The sequence below is a fragment of the Aquabacterium parvum genome, assembly GCF_001447195.1.
In the GTDB taxonomy this organism is placed as follows: Bacteria; Pseudomonadota; Gammaproteobacteria; order Burkholderiales; family Burkholderiaceae_C; genus Aquabacterium; species Aquabacterium parvum.
The window spans coordinates 30,853-45,290 of record NZ_LFRI01000014.1; the positions used below are offsets into that span (position 1 = coordinate 30,853).

Below are 14,438 nucleotides of genomic sequence, written 5' to 3' on the forward strand. Positions count from 1 at the left end.
CCAGTCCGCCAATGACCGTTGACGTCCCCGCCCTGCGCACGCAGTTTCGCGCAGACAAGGCCGCGCTGCTGCAGCGGTTCCAGGACAGCCGCCCGACCACCTCGTCGGCCACTCGCCTGCTCACCCAGCTCTCTCGCCTGGTCGATCGCGTGCTGCAGACGCTGTGGGACGCCCACGCCATGCCCAAGGGGGCCACGCTGGTCGCCGTGGGGGGCTACGGTCGCGACGAGCTCTTTCCGCACTCCGACATAGACGTCCTGCTGCTGATGCCCCTGTCGCCATCGGTGGCTGGCGACGAAAGCCTGGCGCCCAGCGTCGAAGGCTTCATCAGCGCCTGCTGGGACATCGGCCTGGAGATCGGCTCCAGCGTGCGCACCGTCGAAGAGTGCGCCGAAGAGGCCCAGCGCGACGTCACGGTCCAGACCTCCCTGCTCGAAGCCCGCTTCCTTTGCGGCTCCCGGGCCCGTTTTGAAGCGCTGGAGAAAGCCACCTACGAGCACCTCGACGTGCACGCCTTCATCACGGCCAAGATGCTGGAGATGCGGCAGCGGCACACCAAGCACGAAGACACGCCCTACGCGCTGGAGCCCAACTGCAAGGAAAGCCCTGGGGGCCTGCGCGACCTGCAGGTGGTGCTTTGGCTTGCCCTGGCCGCTCGACTGGGGCGCAACTGGCATGACCTGGCCCGCAACGGCCTGCTGACGCCCTTCGAAGCCCGCCAACTGCAGCGCAACGAGGGTCTGCTCAAGCTCATCCGCTGCCGCCTGCACCAAGTCGCCGGGCGCCGCGAAGACCGCCTCGTCTTCGACCTGCAGACCACCATTGCCGAGAGCTTTGGCTACGTGAACACGCCTGCCCTGCGCGCTTCCGAGGCGCTGATGCGGCGCTATTACTGGGCGGCCAAGGCCGTCACCCAGCTCAACCAGATCCTGATCCTGAACATCGAGGAGCGCGTGCAGGGCTCGACCGACGCGCCCATGCGCGTCATCAACGAGCGCTTTCTCGATCGCGGCGGCTACCTCGAAGTCGCCAGCGACGACCTCTACCAGCGCGACCGCCACGCCATCCTCACCACCTTCCTGACGCTGCAACAGGACGGCACCTTGAAAGGCCTGTCGGCCCGCACGCTGCGCGCGCTCTACAACGCGCGTGGCGTCATGGACGCGTCCTTCCGCCGCGACCCGGTGAACCACGCCACGTTCATGGCGATCCTGCAGGAGCAGCAGGGCCAGACCCGCGTCATGCGCCTGCTCAACCAGACCTCGGTGCTGGGCCGCTACCTCTGGGTGTTCCGCCGCATCGTCGGGCAGATGCAGCACGACCTCTTCCACGTCTACACCGTGGACCAGCACATCCTCATGGTCGTGCGCAACGTGCGGCGTTTCTTCATCCCGGAGCACGCCCACGAGTACCCCTTCTGCACCCAGCTGGCCTCGCAGTTCGACAAGCCCTGGCTGCTCTACATCGCCGCGCTGTTCCACGACGTGGCCAAAGGCCGCGGTGGCGACCACTCCGAGTTGGGCGCAGTCGAGGTCAAGCGGTTTTGCAAAGACCACGGCATCGCTGGTGAAGACGCCAAACTCATCGAGTTCCTGGTCGGCGAGCACCTGACCATGTCGCGCGTGGCCCAGAAAGAAGACCTTTCGGACCCGGACGTCATCCAGGCCTTCGCGCGCCGCGTGGGCAACGAGCGCACCCTCACAGCCCTGTACCTGCTCACCGTGGCAGACATCCGCGGCACCAGCCCCAAGGTCTGGAACGCCTGGAAGGGCAAGCTCCTCGAGGACCTCTACAAGCTGGCGCTGCGCGCACTGGGTGGGTCGCGCCCACACATGGACGCCGAAATCGAGTCGCGCAAGCAGCAGGCCCGCCAGACGCTGCAGCTGTACTACCTGCCGCCTGGCATCGAAGACAAGCTCTGGCAGACGCTGGACATCAGCTACTTCGCCCGCCACGACGCCGCCGACATCGCCTGGCACACGCGCATGCTCTGGCGCCACGTCGACACGCCCAAGCCCATCGTGGCCGCCAGGCTGTCGTCCATCGGCGAAGGCCTTCAGGTGCTGGTCTACGCGCCCGATCGCCCCGACCTGTTCGCCCGCATCTGCGGCTACTTCGACCGCGCCGCCTTCAGCATCCAGGACGCACGCATCCACACCTCGGGCACGGGTTACGCGCTGGACACCTTCCAGATCCTGGCATCCGACCCGCTGCGCTTCGAAGGCGTGCATTACCGCGACATGATCGCGCTGGTCGAAACCCAACTGGCTGAAGCCGTGGCCTCCGACAAACCTCTGCACGACCCAGCCCGTGGGCGTCAGTCTCGCCGCGTGCGCTCTTTCCCGATCCCGCCGCGCGTGAGCCTGCGGCCTGACGAGCGCGCTCAGCGCTGGCTGCTCACGGTGTCTGCGTCGGACCGCTCAGGCCTGCTGTACGTCATCGCCCGAACGCTGGCCCACCATGGGGTGAACGTTCAACTGGCCAAAGTCAGCACCCTGGGTGAACGCGTGGAAGACACCTTCCTCGTCACCGGTGACGCCTTGCGTCAAGACAAGCGGCAATTGACCATCGAAACCGAGTTGCTGGCCGCACTGGCCTGAGCCTTGGAGCAGTTCAGGCTGGCTCTTTCGGGTCGAGCAGCAACTCCAGGCGAGCGATCTGGTCGCGCAGCATGAGCCGCCGCTTCTTCAGGCGACGCAGGGACAACTCATCCGTGGGGGTTTGTTCGGCGGCGCGGTCGATCAGGTTGTCCAGGTCGGCGTGCTCCATCCGCAGTTCGATCAACTGTCGATGGGGGGAATGGAGGTTCTCGGTCATCTTGGGCGCCAGGGGTCGTCATGCTGCAACCCGTCATCGGTTGAATCCCCTGTGATCGGGGAACAGGGTCTCCCCGTTTCCCGATTATAGTTTTCAGATGATCACAGTGCCTTCGAGTTTTCGCCTTGTGGCCGCAACCGGCCTGCACCGCGGAGACCGCCCCTACCAACAAGACCAGGTGGAAGTCATGCCGCATCCGCGCGTGCCCGGCTGCCTGATGGCCGTGGTTGCCGACGGCATGGGCGGCAAAAGCGGTGGGCGCAAGGCCGCAGACCAGGTCATCCTCACCGCCAGGCAGGTGTTTGAGCGCTACGAGCCGGGCATGGAGTCGAGCGAGTCACTCATGACACAGCTGGTGCAAGAGGCTCACTTGATGATCAAGCTCACCGCGCTGGCCTTCGAAGAAGAACCCCACAGCACGGTCGGCGCTTTCCTGATCAACCCGGACATGAGCGCCTGCATTGGTCACGCAGGCGACACCCGCATCTACCATTTTCACGGGCCGGAAATGATCACCCGCACCGAGGACCACTCCTACGTGCAACGCCTGGTCAACGAAGGCCACCTGACCGAAGACGAAGCCAACGTGCACCCTCAGGCCAACTTGCTGACGGGTTGCCTTGGCAGCCAGGCCGATCCGCCCTTGGCCGTGCGCACCGTCACCCGGCTTGAAATCGGCGACACGCTGCTGGCCTGCTCTGACGGCCTGTGGCACTACTTCACGCCCAAGGAACTGGGCGCCATCGTGCACACGCTGCCCCCGCGTGAGGCCGCAGAAATGCTGGTGGGCAAAGCTCGCTACCGCGCTCGCGCCGGTGGCGACAACCTGTCGCTCGCACTCGTCAGGGTCGAAGCACTGGGCTGAGGTCTCGGCCGCAGCGAGCCGGCGGTCTGGCCTGCAGGCTCAGGTCAGCGAGGTGTCGACGATGCGCCGCTCTTCGCTGAGGTACTCCTTGGACTGCATCTCGTTGAGCCGAGACACCGTGCGCGGGAACTCGTGCGACAAGGGCCCTTCCGTGTACAGCTGCTCGGGCGGCACCTCGGCCGAGATCACCAGCTTGCATTTGCGGTCGTAAAGCACGTCCACCAACCAGGTGAATCGGCGTGCTTCTGAAGCCATCCTCACCGGCATGTGCGGCACGTGGCTCAGCATCACCGTGTGAAAACGCGAGGCCAGCTCCAGGTAGTCGTTCTGCGAGCGCGGACCGCCGCACAGCGTGTTGAAGTCGAACCAGACCACGCCACCGGCTTTGCGACGAGCCTTGAGCACGCGGTGCTCGATGTTCAGTTCCGGATCTTCATCGGCGGTTTCTGCCAACTGCCCGAATATGCGGTGCATTTCCGCTTCGTTCGCCTCGTTGAGCGGCTGCAGGTAGAGGTTGGCGTTTTCCAGCGCGCGGCGGCGGTAGTCGTTACCCGCGTCCACGTTGACCACCTGCAACTGCTGCTTGAGCAACTCAATGGCTGGCAGGATGCGGTCGCGGTGAAGGCCATTCGGGTACAGCCCATCCGGATGGAAGTTCGACGTGGTGACGATGCTCATCCGGTTGCGGAACATCGCGTCCAGCAACTTGTAGAGGATCATGGCGTCGGTCACGTCGGCCACGTGGAACTCGTCGAAACAGATCAGTCGGTGCTTGCGTGACATGCGCTTGGCCAACACCTCCAGCGGGTCCTGCTGCCCCTTGAGCTCGTGCAACTGGCGGTGCACCTCGCGCATGAACTCGTGAAAGTGCAGGCGGGTCTTGCGCTCCAACGGCACGGCATTGAAAAAGCAGTCCATGATGAAGCTCTTGCCCCGCCCCACCCCGCCGAACATGTAGACGCCACGTGGCAGCTCCGGGTAGCGCAACATCTTGGTCAGCGCATTGCTGCGCTTGGCCTTGTAGTTGGCCCACTCGTCCTGGCAGCGCTGCAGCGCCGCGATGCCTTGCAGCTGGGCCTCATCGGCCTTGTAGCCCCGCTCGGCCAGGCTCTGCTCGTAGAGTTGGGTGACGGATTGCTTGTAGGCAGGCATGTTGAAACGGCTTTGACCAGGGTGTGAGCGAAACAAAACAAAAGGGGCAGCCAAGCCGCCCCTTTCGGTTCTGACAGGAACAAGGTCAGAAGTTTAAGGTGCGCTTGTCCACGGCGAGCGCAGCCTCCTTGGTGGCCTCGCTCAGGCTGGGGTGAGCGTGGCAGATGCGCGCGATGTCTTCTGCGCTGGCCTTGAAGGCCATGGCCACCACCGCCTCCGAGATCAACTCGCTTGCATAAGGGCCGATGATGTGCACGCCGAGGATCTCGTCGGTCTGCGCATCGGCCAGGAACTTCACGAAGCCGTTGGTGTCGCCCAAGGCGCGGGCGCGGCCGTTGGCGATGAAGGGGAAGGAGCCGGCCTTGTAGGGCCGGCCCTCCGCTTTCAGAGCCTGTTCGGTTTTGCCGACCCAGGCAATCTCCGGGCTGGTGTAGATCACCCAGGGAATGATGTCGAAGTCGACGTGACCATGCTGACCAGCGATTCGCTCGGCCACGGCCACGCCCTCTTCTTCTGCCTTGTGCGCCAGCATCGGGCCACGCACCACGTCGCCCACCGCCCACACATTGGGCAGGTTGGTCTGGCAGTCGTCGTTGACCACGATGGCACCGCGCTCATCGAGTTGCAGGCCCACGCCTTCGGCGTTCAGGCCGTTGGTGTTGGGCACTCGGCCGATCGAGACGATCAGCTTGTCGCATTCGAGCTTTTGCTCGGCACCGGCGGCGTCGGTGTAGGCCACCGTCACGCCCTTCTTGCCCGGCTTGATCTCGCCGATCTTCACGCCAAGCTGCAGCTTCAGGCCTTGCTTCGTGAAGAGCTTCTGGGCTTCCTTGGCGACCTGCTCGTCCACCGCAGCCAGGAAGGTCGGCATGGCTTCGAGCACGGTCACTTCTGCACCCAGGCGACGCCAGACCGAGCCCATCTCCAGACCGATCACGCCGGAGCCGATCACGCCCAGCTTTTTGGGCGCCTCGCCGATGGCCAGCGCGCCGTCGTTGGAGAGGATCAGCTTTTCGTCGAACGGCACACCAGGCAGCTGACGGGCGTTCGAGCCCGTGGCGATGACCACGTGCTTGGCGACCAGGCTTTCGGGCTTGTCACCCGTCACGGCCACTTCATACAGGCCATCGGCGGACTTCACGAACGAGCCGCGGCCATGGAAGAAACTGACCTTGTTCTTCTTGAACAGGTAGAGGATGCCGTCGTTGTTCTGCTTCACGACGGTGTCCTTGCGACCGATCATCTTGGCCACGTCGATGGACAGGCCGTCCACGGTGATGCCGTGATCCGCAAAGTGATGGGCCGCGTGCTCATAGTGCTCGGACGATTGCAGCAGCGCCTTGGACGGGATGCAGCCGACGTTGGTGCAGGTGCCGCCCGGTGCAGGGCCACCCTTGGCGTTCTTCCACTCGTCGATGCAGGCCACCTTGAAGCCGAGCTGTGCAGCGCGGATGGCAGCGATGTAGCCGCCGGGGCCGGCGCCGATGACGATGACATCGAATTGTTGTTGGGACATGGTTGGGTCTTTCCGTGCGGCAAAGGCGCTGTGAAGCTCGGTGTCAGGCAGGAGGGTCAGGCTGGGTCATCGCCCTCGGGGGGAACAAACACCCACAACAGGACGTAGATGATGAGCCCCGTGCCCCAGAAAAAAATCAGCAGGGTGACGGCGAGTCGGATGATCCAGGTTTCCACGCCCATCATGCGGGCCAGGCCACCGCAGACACCACCAACCCAGCGGTCGTCCAGCGAGCGGCGCATGGTCGAATCAACCACACTTGGCGTTCCCTCGAGCGAGGTGCCGTCCAGCAAACGAGACTTCAGTCGCTGAAACTCCTCAGCGGTGATCACGCCTCGCTCATGCAGCGAGGCGAGCTTGTCAAGTTCGTCGGCCATGGACATGGTGTGGAATCCTGTGATGGGATGCAGACCCGAGCGACCCCTCGTGAGGGTCGCCCGGTCGCAAAACTCGTCAGATGTCGAACAGCAGGCGCGCCGGGTCCTCCAGCGCTTCCTTCATGGCGACCAGGCCCAGCACGGCTTCGCGGCCGTCGATGATGCGGTGGTCGTACGACATGGCCAGGTAGTTGATCGGGCGGATCACGATCTGGCCGTTCTCCACCACGGCGCGGTCCTTGGTGGCGTGCACGCCCAGGATGGCCGATTGCGGCGGGTTGATGATCGGGGTCGAGAGCATCGAGCCGAACACGCCACCGTTGGAGATGGAGAAGGTGCCACCGGTCATCTCTTCGATGCCCAGCTTGCCGTCACGGGCCTTCACGCCGAACTCGGCGATCTTCTTTTCGATCTCGGCAAAGGTCATCTGGTCGACGTTGCGCAGCACCGGCACCACCAGGCCACGCGGTGAGCCGACGGCCACGCCGATGTCGAAGTAGCCGTGGTAGACGATGTCGTTGCCATCGACCGAGGCGTTGAGCACCGGGTACTTCTTGAGAGCGTGCACCGCGGCCTTGACGAAGAAGCTCATGAAGCCGAGCTTGACGCCGTGCTCCTTCTCGAACTTCTCCTGGAACTTCTTGCGCATCTCCATGACCGGGGCCATGTTGACTTCGTTGAAGGTCGTCAGGATGGCGTTGGTGGCTTGCGATTGCAGCAGGCGCTCGGCCACGCGGGCACGCAGGCGGCTCATCGGCACGCGCTGCTCAGGACGGTCGCCCAGGCTGTTGGGGCCGCTCGGAGCCTGAACGGCCGGCAGCGAGCTGGTGGGCACGCCAGTCGGGATGGCGGGCGCAGCTGGCGCAGGCGCAGCGGCGGGTTTGGCGCCACCAGCCACGGCCGACAGAACGTCGCCCTTGGTGACACGACCATCCTTGCCGGAGCCGGCGACCTGAGCAGTGCTCAGGCCGTTGTCGGCAAGCAGCTTGGCGGCGGCCGGCATGGCCACATCGGCCTTGCTGCCACCCGTCGCGGCTGCAGGTGCTGCAGCGGGCGCAGCCGTCGGCGCGGGGATCGCCTTGACTTCCAGCGGGCTCACCGCGGCCGAGCCTTCGGTGTCGATGCGGGCAATGACCTCGTCGCTGACAACGGTGTCACCGTCGTTGCGAACAAGTTGCGCCAGCACGCCGGCAGCCGGCGCCGGCACTTCGAGCACGACCTTGTCGGTCTCGATCTCGATGAGGATTTCGTCCGCTGCCACGGCTTCGCCGGGGCGCTTCTTCCATTGAAGCAGCGTGGCCTCGGCCACGGATTCGGACAGTTGGGGAACCTTGACGTCGATGATTGCCATGTGAGTATCTCCAGCAGCGGCTGCTTGGCGCGTCGCCTCTTCAGGGGGCCTGTTCAGGGGCCCGGCCTGACAAGGTCATCCAGAACGCGCAGCGTCCGCATGAACCTTATTTGGTGAGAACGAAGCCCTTGAGCTTGGCGAAAGCCTGATCCAGCAGCGCTTTTTGCTGCTCCATGTGCAGGTGGGCGTAACCCACGGCCGGTGAGGCCGAGGCCGGACGGCCGGCGTAACCCAGCTTCTGGCCTTCCACCATGTTTTCATGGATGTAGTGCTGCACGAAGAACCAGGCACCCTGGTTCTGGGGCTCGTCCTGGCACCACACCAGATCGCTCAGGTTGGGATACTTCTTCAGCTCGGCAGCGAAGGCCTTGTGCGGGAAGGGATAGAGCTGTTCGACGCGCACGATGGCCACGTCAGTGGACTTCTTCTCTGCGCGCTTCTTGACCAGGTCGTAGTAGACCTTGCCCGAGCAGCAGATCACGCGCTTGACCTTCGATGCGTCAACCGTGTCATCGACCTCACCGATCACCGTGCGGAACTCACCGCGGGTGAACTCGCTCAGCGGCGAGGTGGCGTCCTTGTTACGCAGCAGCGACTTCGGGGTCATGATGACCAGCGGCTTGCGGAACATGCGCACCATCTGGCGACGCAGCACATGGAAGATCTGCGAAGCCGATGTCGGCTGCACGATCTGCATGTTGTTGTCAGCGGCCAGCTGCATGAAGCGCTCCAGGCGCGCCGAGCTGTGCTCGGGGCCCTGGCCTTCGTAGCCATGCGGCAGCATCAGGGTCAGGCCGTTGGCGCGGCCCCACTTCACTTCACCCGAGGCGATGAACTGGTCGATCACGACCTGGGCGCCGTTGGCGAAGTCGCCGAACTGGGCTTCCCAGATGACCAGGCTGTTGGGGTCGGAGCCGGCGTAGCCGTACTCGAAGCCCAGCACCGCCTCTTCCGACAGGATCGAGTCGATGACCACGAACGGTGCCTGGTTGTCAGCGATGTGCTGCAGCGGCACGTAAGTGCCTTCGTCGAACTTCTCGCGGTTCTGGTCGTGCAGCACCGAGTGACGGTGGGTGAAGGTACCGCGGCCGCAGTCCTCACCGGACAGGCGCACGGGGTAGCCGGATGCCACCAGGGAGGCAAAAGCCATGTGCTCGCCCATGCCCCAGTCGACGTTGACCTCGCCACGGCCCATGGCCGCGCGGTCATCGACCACCTTTTGCACCAGCGGGTGCAGCTTGAAGTTGGTCGGGATGGTGGTGATGCGCTCGGCCAGGCGACGGAACTCCGCCAGCGGCAAGGCCGTGTCGGCCGAGTCGGTCCACTTCTTGTTGAGGAATGGGGTCCAGTCGACCGCGTACTTGCTCTTGAAGTTGGTCAGCACCGGGTCGACCGTGTGCTTGCCGGCTTCCATCGCCGCGCGGTAGGCCTTGACCATGTCGTCCGGACCCGTCTCGCCCAGCGTGCCACCGCCGACCAGCTTGTCGCCGTACACCTTGCGGGTGCCGGGGTGCTGACCGATCTTCTTGTACATCAGCGGCTGGGTCATGGACGGCGTGTCCTGCTCGTTGTGGCCGAGCTTGCGGAAGCACACGATGTCGACCACCACGTCCTTGTTGAACTCCTGGCGGTAGTCCAGCGCGAGCTGCGTGGCCAGCACGACAGCTTCGGGGTCGTCGCCGTTGACGTGCAGCACGGGGGCTTCGATCATCTTGACCACGTCCGAGCAGTACAGCGTCGAGCGCGTGTCGCGCGGGTCGGAAGTGGTGAAGCCGATCTGGTTGTTGATGACGATGTGGACCGTGCCGCCGGTGTAGTAACCGCGGGTCTGGGCCAGCGCCAGCGTTTCCATCACCACGCCTTGGCCTGCGAAGGCCGCGTCACCGTGCACCTGCACGGGCAGCACCTGCACGCCCTTGGCGTCGCCGCGGCGGTCCATGCGGGCCTTGACCGAGCCTTCGATCACTGGGTTGACGATTTCCAGGTGCGAGGGGTTGAACGACAGCGAGAGGTGGACGGGGCCGCCAGGGGTGGTCACGTCACTCGAGAAGCCCTGGTGGTACTTCACGTCGCCAGCAGTCAGGTTCTCGGGAGCGGTGTGCTCGAACTCGGAGAACAGGTCCTTGGGTTGTTTGCCCAGTGTGTTGACCAGCACGTTCAGGCGGCCGCGGTGGGCCATGCCGATGACGATTTCCTGCACGCCCTTTTCGCCGGCGCGCTGAATGAGCTCGTCCATCGAGGCGATGAAGGACTCACCGCCCTCCAGCGAAAAACGCTTCTGGCCGACGTATTTGGTGTGGAGGAATCGCTCCAGACCTTCTGCGGCTGTCAGGCGCTCGAGAATGTGCTTCTTCTTCTCGGCACTGAAGGTCGGCTTGGAGCGGATGGACTCCAGGCGTTCCTGCCACCAGCGTTTTTCGGTGGGGTCGGTGATGTGCATGTACTCGGCGCCGATGCTGCCGCAGTACGTCTCACGCAAGGCCTGCACGATTTCGCGCAGGGTCATGTGCTCGGCCTTGGTGAAGTAGGTGTTGGTCGCCGAGAAGGTGATGTCCATGTCCGACTCGGTGAAGTCGTAGAAGGACGGTTCAAGCTCGGGGATCTTGTTGCGTTCCTGGCGCTTGAGCGGATCGAGGTCGGCCCAGCGGGAACCCAGGAAGCGGTAAGCGGCGATCAGCGACTGGACGTGAACCTGCTTGCGGGCGACAGCGAGGTCGGCCGAGCTGGTCTTGACCATGAAGGCGTTGGCCTTCGCACGTTGAGCGAACGACTCGACCACCGGGGCATGCGCCACATCTCGGTGATCCGTGCCGTCAGATGCAGGGACGTTTTGAAGCGCGTCAAAGTACGCGCGCCAGTTGTCGGGGACGGAACCTGGGTTGTCGAGGTAGGCCTCGTACAACTCTTCCACATATGGGGCGTTGCCCCCGAACAGGTACGAGTTCGACCTGAACTGCTGCATCATTTTTCGCTCACCTTGCTCCCAGGTTTCCTGGGACGTTGGCTGGTTGGACAACCTTCCGCGACACGGCTTGACCGGTTGGCGGATTGCGACCCGCCTTGCTGTGACTGCCGAAGCACACACCAGCAAGGGCGACGGGAAGGGCTTAATTCATAAACCGAGGGTCAATGTAGCACCATTGACTCCGCTTGATGCGCCGAGCGGACAAAAAAACACGGGAGGACGCCGGCTCATTGGACGCCCTGCTCACGGCGCCAATCGGTGAAAGAAGGCGCAAAAAAGCCGGGACATGCCCGGCTTGGTTCAAGCAGCCGCTCTCTGTGGCTGCTCGAAGATCAGGTCTAAAGACGCTCAACCGAAGTTCTTTTCGGCGAAGTCCCAGTTCACCAGGCTGTTGAGGAACACCTCGACGAACTTGGGACGGGCGTTGCGGTAGTCGATGTAGTAGGCATGCTCCCACACGTCGACGGTCAACAAAGCGGTGTCACCGGTGGTCAGCGGGGTACCGGCCGGGCCCATGTTGACGATGTCGACCGAGCCATCGGCCTTCTTGACCAGGAAGGTCCAGCCCGAACCGAAGTTGCCCACGGCAGACTTGGTGAAAGCTTCCTTGAAGGCGTCGTAGCTGCCGAACTTGGCGTTGATGGCGTCAAGCAGCTTGCCCTTCGGAGCGCCACCGCCTTGCGGCTTCATGCAGTTCCAGAAGAAGGTGTGGTTCCAGATCTGGGCGGCGTTGTTGTAGATGCCACCGCTGGACTTCTTGACGATGTCTTCCAGCGACAGGGCTTCGAACTCGGTGCCGGGGATCAGGTTGTTCAGGTTGGTGACGTAAGCCTGGTGGTGCTTGCCGTAGTGGTATTCGAAGGTTTCCTTCGACAGGTGCGGGGCCAGGGCGTCCTGGGCGTAAGGCAGAGGAGGAAGGGTGTGTGCCATGGTGCTGTTCCTGCTTGGGTTGGTGGGATTGCTGCGGCATTGTAGGCAAGCCCACTCAGGCTGCCACGAGGTGCTCGGCTAAGGCAGGCGAACACTCAGGTTTTTGCCACCCGGCGGCGCTTGATTCGGGGCGCCACAGGATCTGCCGTGACGCGCATCTGCAACACACCATCGGCCAACACACCCTGAACAACATCGTCGGGCTGCACCCGCGTCACAGAAGTCAGGGGCTGCCCCTGGGGGTCGCTCAGCCACGCATAGCCGCGCTCCAGCACACGCCTGGGGTCGAGCGCGTGCAGACGCCCCGCCAACACCTCGATGCGACGGTGTTGCGAGGGCCACTGGGCCTTCGTCGCCGCCAGCAGTCGCGCCTGGAGCACCCCGGCATCTGCCCGAGCTGCGCGCAACCGTTGGTCAGGCACCTGGGACAAGCGTTGCTGCAGCAAAGCCTGTTGGCGCTCGAGCGCCGACAGAACCTGGGCTGGCCTGGCCAGGCGCAGAGCCGCCTGGTCAAGCCGCTGCCCCAGGCCATCGAGGCGCTGCCTAACGCGGTGCGCCATGCGTTGCAGCAAGCGCGCCTGCACAGCCTGCGCCACCTCTCGCTCCATCGCGATCAACTCGGCTGCAGCGGTGGGTGTCGGCGCGCGCAAGTCGGCCGCCAGGTCAGCCAGGGAAACGTCGGTTTCATGTCCCACGCCACACACCAGCGGCACCGGGCAACCCACCACGGCGCGCACCACGCGTTCGTCGTTGAACGCCCACAGGTCTTCGAGCGAACCACCACCCCTGCAAAGGATGGCCGAATCGAAAGGCAGGCCCGAGCGGTGTGCCAGCGCGAGCTCGGCCAACGCTTGCACGATCTGAGCCGGGGCCTCGGCCCCCTGCACCGCTGTCGGGATCAACACCACCTCGACATGCGGCACCCGGCGAGCCAACGCAGTCATGACGTCGCGCCACGCCGCAGCAGCGGGCGAGGTGACCACCGCCACGCGGCGCGGAAACCGAGGCAGGTCCCGCTTGCGGGCGGGGTCAAAGAGACCTTGGGCGTCCAGTCGGGCCTTCAGCCTCAGGAATTGCTCGTACAAAGCCCCCGCCCCCGCCTGGCGCATGCCATCGACGACCACCTGCAACTCACCTCGAGCCTCGTAGACGGCCAACTGACCTCGGATCTCAACCAGCATCCCGTCTGCTGGCTGGAAATCGACCGAAGCGAAGGAGCGGCGGAACATCGCGCAACGCAACGCCGCTTGCCCATGCTCGTCCTTGAGCGTGAAATACGCGTGCCCGGAAGCGGCTCGCGTGAAGCCGCTGAGCTCTCCGCGCACCACGCAGGTCGCAAAGCGCGCCGACAGCGTGTCGCCCACCGCTTGCACAAGCGCCGAAACAGACCAAATGCGTGCGCGATCTGCGCCTGAGAAGCCCTGCATCACCACGACGGAGCCGCCACAAGTCCACACGCACGCGCCAGGCCTTGCCAAAGAGCCTGGGCATCGTCACGCGCCTTTAACAATGATGCAAGCTGTTGATTCATATGATTTTTTTGCTGCCTATTTTTTCAGCAAACTGAGTCAAACCCCGTGCTGATGCGGGTTGGCGGGCATCCTCCAGCCCTTACCCACAAAGTTATCCACAGGAACGGTGGACGACTTTCGCACGGTCGTGCTTCACGCTCGAGGGGGGCGGGCAAGTCCGATGTCCAGTCCCGGCCACAGGCCTCGGAAGCGCCAACAAAGGGCCCCATAATCGGGCCGCAGTGCGCCGCGGCCGGGAGTTTTCGGCCGCATTCCTGTCGACCCGAGAGGGAGTTCCGAGTTGCTGTCCATCTTAATCGCCGCAGGCTGGCCGGTCGTGCCACTGCTGCTTTGCTCCGTCATCGCCCTGGCCCTGATCATCGAGCGTCACCTGAGCTTGCGCGAGAGCCGGGTCGCCCCCCCGAAGCTCCTGGAAGAGGTCATGTCGGTGACCCGCTCTTCGCTGCCCAACGCCGACACGGTCGCGAAACTGGCCGAGAACTCCGTTCTGGGACAACTGCTTGCCCAAGGCATCCGCGCAGCACAGTCTGAGCCCCGCATCCAGGAAGCCTCGCTGCGTGGCGCCTTCGAGGGGGCTGGTCGAGAAGCCATTCACCGCCTTGAGCGCAACCTCAACGCCCTGGGCACCATCGCCAGCGCGGCGCCGCTGCTGGGGCTGCTGGGCACGGTCATTGGCATGATCGAGATCTTCGCGGCCTCTGGCGGTGGCACGGGCGGCAACCCTGCAGAACTGGCCCACGGCATTTCGGTGGCGCTCTACAACACGGCCTTCGGCCTGATCGTGGCCATCCCGTCGCTGATCGCCTACCGCCATTTCCGCACCCGGATCGAGGCACACATCCTCACCCTGGAGCAGGCTGCCGACCGCATGGTGCCGCACATCCTGCGCCTGGGCCACGGCCGTCGCGGCTGATCGCGCAGCAGAGCCCGCCA

At 64.3% G+C, this 14,438-nt stretch carries 11 protein-coding genes; 3 read left to right on the forward strand and 8 right to left on the reverse strand.

What is annotated here, in order from left to right:
* The first annotated feature begins 11 nt into the window (after positions 1–11).
* On the forward strand, positions 12–2,600 hold the full coding sequence (locus ABG80_RS00150) for a [protein-PII] uridylyltransferase (RefSeq protein ID WP_058085785.1): 2,589 nt from the start codon (positions 12–14) through the stop codon (positions 2,598–2,600).
* Between the two features lie 13 nt (positions 2,601–2,613).
* Here ABG80_RS00150 and ABG80_RS00155 read toward each other — a convergent pair whose 3' ends face one another.
* A complete protein-coding gene (locus ABG80_RS00155; protein ID WP_058085786.1) occupies positions 2,614–2,817 on the reverse strand; it encodes a YdcH family protein in 204 nt (67 codons plus the stop codon).
* Positions 2,818–2,914: 97 nt separating this feature from the next.
* Between ABG80_RS00155 and ABG80_RS00160 the strand changes: the two genes are divergently transcribed.
* On the forward strand, positions 2,915–3,682 hold the full coding sequence (locus ABG80_RS00160) for a PP2C family protein-serine/threonine phosphatase (protein ID WP_058085787.1): 768 nt from the start codon (positions 2,915–2,917) through the stop codon (positions 3,680–3,682).
* A 39-nt stretch (positions 3,683–3,721) separates the two neighbouring features.
* Here ABG80_RS00160 and zapE read toward each other — a convergent pair whose 3' ends face one another.
* From zapE to xseA, 7 genes are all read right to left on the reverse strand, one after another.
* Positions 3,722–4,834 (reverse strand): cell division protein ZapE, encoded by a 1,113-nt coding sequence (gene zapE, locus ABG80_RS00165; RefSeq protein ID WP_058085788.1) that lies wholly within the window; start codon positions 4,832–4,834, stop codon positions 3,722–3,724.
* A gap of 85 nt (positions 4,835–4,919) precedes the next feature.
* The gene (gene lpdA, locus ABG80_RS00170) at positions 4,920–6,350 is read right to left on the reverse strand and encodes a dihydrolipoyl dehydrogenase (RefSeq protein ID WP_058085789.1); all 1,431 of its coding nucleotides are present in this window, start codon (positions 6,348–6,350) and stop codon (positions 4,920–4,922) included.
* 56 nt (positions 6,351–6,406) lie between these two features.
* Positions 6,407–6,733, reverse strand: a complete 327-nt coding sequence (locus ABG80_RS00175; RefSeq protein WP_058085790.1) for a PspC domain-containing protein — start codon at positions 6,731–6,733, stop codon at positions 6,407–6,409.
* A gap of 70 nt (positions 6,734–6,803) precedes the next feature.
* The gene (odhB, locus tag ABG80_RS00180; protein WP_058085791.1) at positions 6,804–8,078 is read right to left on the reverse strand and encodes a 2-oxoglutarate dehydrogenase complex dihydrolipoyllysine-residue succinyltransferase; all 1,275 of its coding nucleotides are present in this window, start codon (positions 8,076–8,078) and stop codon (positions 6,804–6,806) included.
* 106 nt (positions 8,079–8,184) lie between these two features.
* Complete coding sequence (locus ABG80_RS00185; protein ID WP_058085792.1) at positions 8,185–11,043, reverse strand: 2-oxoglutarate dehydrogenase E1 component; 2,859 nt, start codon at positions 11,041–11,043, stop codon at positions 8,185–8,187.
* Between the two features lie 348 nt (positions 11,044–11,391).
* Positions 11,392–11,973 (reverse strand): superoxide dismutase, encoded by a 582-nt coding sequence (locus ABG80_RS00190; protein ID WP_058085793.1) that lies wholly within the window; start codon positions 11,971–11,973, stop codon positions 11,392–11,394.
* 95 nt (positions 11,974–12,068) lie between these two features.
* Positions 12,069–13,400 carry an exodeoxyribonuclease VII large subunit gene (gene xseA, locus ABG80_RS00195; protein WP_058085794.1) on the reverse strand — a complete coding sequence of 444 codons (1,332 nt, stop codon included), beginning with the start codon at positions 13,398–13,400 and terminating at the stop codon, positions 12,069–12,071.
* Between the two features lie 385 nt (positions 13,401–13,785).
* Between xseA and ABG80_RS00200 the strand changes: the two genes are divergently transcribed.
* Entirely contained in the window at positions 13,786–14,418 is a 633-nt protein-coding gene (locus ABG80_RS00200) for a MotA/TolQ/ExbB proton channel family protein (RefSeq protein WP_058085795.1), read from the forward strand.
* Positions 14,419–14,438 lie beyond the last annotated feature (20 nt).